The organism is Paenibacillus sp. 01T422 (assembly GCF_056398785.1).
Map to the genome: position 1 here is coordinate 1 of NZ_JBFTQB010001017.1, position 2,149 is coordinate 2,149.

Sequence of the window (2,149 nt, forward strand, 5' to 3'; positions counted from 1 at the left end):
TCTTTAATCAGACCCATCGCGATACCAGCAACTGGCGCCTTAATTGGAACCCCAGCGTCCATAAGTGCTAATGTACTTGCACAAATACTTGCTTGCGATGTAGATCCGTTGGATTCCAACACCTCAGATACTAGACGAATCGTGTAAGGGAAATCAATTTCGTTAGGAATGATCGGCTCTAAAGCTCTCTCCCCTAGTGCACCATGTCCGATTTCACGACGACCCGGTGGACGAAGCGGTCTTGCTTCACCTACGGAGAACGGTGGGAAATTATAGTGATGCATGAAGCGTTTCGTTTCTGTAAGATCCAAGCCATCCAGAATCTGAACATCGCCTAATGCGCCTAATGTACAAATGCTTAACGCTTGAGTTTGTCCACGTGTGAACAAGCCTGAACCATGTGTACGCGGCAGCAAGTCAATATCGCAGTCAATCGCACGAATTTCTTCCAATTTACGTCCATCTGGTCTTACTTTGTCATGTGTGATCAAACGACGAACTTCTTCTTTAACGATATCATAAAGAGTTTCTTTAACATCGCCTAACAATCCAGGTGTTTCAGCATACAACGTTGTAAAATGTTCCACCGTTTCAGCATTCACAACATCAATTGCTTCTTGTCTTGCATGCTTCTCGGAAATTTTGATGGCATCGACTAGTCTAGCCTGCGCAAAATCACGAACTGCTGTATTTACTTCAGCGTCAACCGTGTGGAGTTTAACCTCCATTTTCGGCTTGCCTGCGATTTCAACCAATTCTTCAATTATCGCAACAATCTTGCGGATTTCATCATGTCCGTACATAATAGCTTCGAGCACTACGTCCTCGGAGACTTCGTTGGCGCCTGCTTCAACCATCATGATTGCGTCTTTCGTTCCAGCAACAGTTAAATGAAGATCACTTTTCTCTGCTGTCTCACCCGTTGGGTTGATAACGAATTGACCATCCACGCGTCCAACAATCACACCGCCAACAGGGCCGTTGAAAGGAACGTCAGAAATTGCTAACGCTGCGGAAGTACCGATCATTGCCGCGATTTCTGGTGGACACTCTTGATCCACGCTCATAACGATGGAGACGATTTGCACATCGTTACGGAAACCTTCTGGGAAAAGCGGACGAATCGGACGATCCGTCAAGCGGCTCGCAAGAATAGCCTTTTCACTTGGGCGACCTTCACGCTTAATAAATCCACCTGGAATCTTACCTACGGAATATAGTCTTTCTTCATAATTCACAGTCAACGGGAAAAAATCCAGGTCTTTCGGTCCACTGGATGCTGTAACTGTACTTAGCACAACCGTATCACCATAGCGAACGGTAACTGCTGCGTTGGCTTGTTTGGCAAGTCTACCCGTTTCAAGAATGAACGGTTTACCGCCAAGTTCCATTTGTACCCTTTTCTCCATAAAATCCTCCTAAGGAAATTTCTTATTCATTATGTGTCTTAATGCGCATTCACAGAAAAGGAGGTCAATAGCCTCAAACTTTAGACTCCGTATGTATTGAGCAAAATGCCTAGCACCCGAGTCATCCTCTATTTCTGCGTAGTCTCTAGTATTTCCTTCTTTTTCCGTTTTAAAAATACAAGAAAAAGCAACCTCGTTGCCATTCTCTGCGCAAGCTTTATCAAGCCCAGCAAAGGAGCAACAGGTTGCTTCTCATTGTCGGTTTTATCGACGCAAACCAAGCTTCACGATCAAAGCACTATAACGGCTTGCATCTTTGTTCTTCACGTATGCTAGAAGCTTACGGCGTTGTCCAACCATTTTAAGCAAACCACGACGGGAGTGGTGATCTTTCTTGTGTGTACGAAGGTGGTTCGTAAGGTTTACAATGTTCTCTGTAAGAATTGCTACTTGTACCTCAGGTGAACCCGTATCGGTATCGTGTACCTTGTGAGTTTGAATCAGTTGCGTTTTGCGCTCTTGTGTTAATGCCATGATTGTTCATCTCCTAAATTCTATTGTATCCCCGTAAGCCTAGAAATCGCCGATGATAGCGTCTATCCAAGCTAAGGTTCATGCCAAAGGAATTGTCCTTTGGGCAACGTTAATCAGTATACCATAATCGCATAGTAGAAGTAAATATTTGATTCCACATAGGAAATTATAATTTATTTTTTGCAGTTTCCGCATCGACCTTGATT

The 2,149-nt window shown here is 44.1% G+C and carries 2 protein-coding genes; both read right to left on the reverse strand.

Going from position 1 to position 2,149, the window contains the following annotated elements:
- Positions 1-1,409: polyribonucleotide nucleotidyltransferase (locus AC1DUA_RS34915; RefSeq protein WP_477504106.1), on the reverse strand; the 1,409-nt coding region annotated here is incomplete at its 3' end.
- Between the two features lie 264 nt (positions 1,410-1,673).
- A complete protein-coding gene (gene rpsO / locus AC1DUA_RS34920; protein ID WP_145656385.1) occupies positions 1,674-1,943 on the reverse strand; it encodes a 30S ribosomal protein S15 in 270 nt (89 codons plus the stop codon).
- Positions 1,944-2,149: the final 206 nt, after the last annotated feature.

Bases quoted from the DNA above. Each gene is read 5' to 3' on its own strand.
- rpsO (WP_145656385.1), bottom strand. From the start codon at position 1,943: ATGGCATTAACACAAGAGCGCAAAACGCAACTGATTCAAACTCACAAG.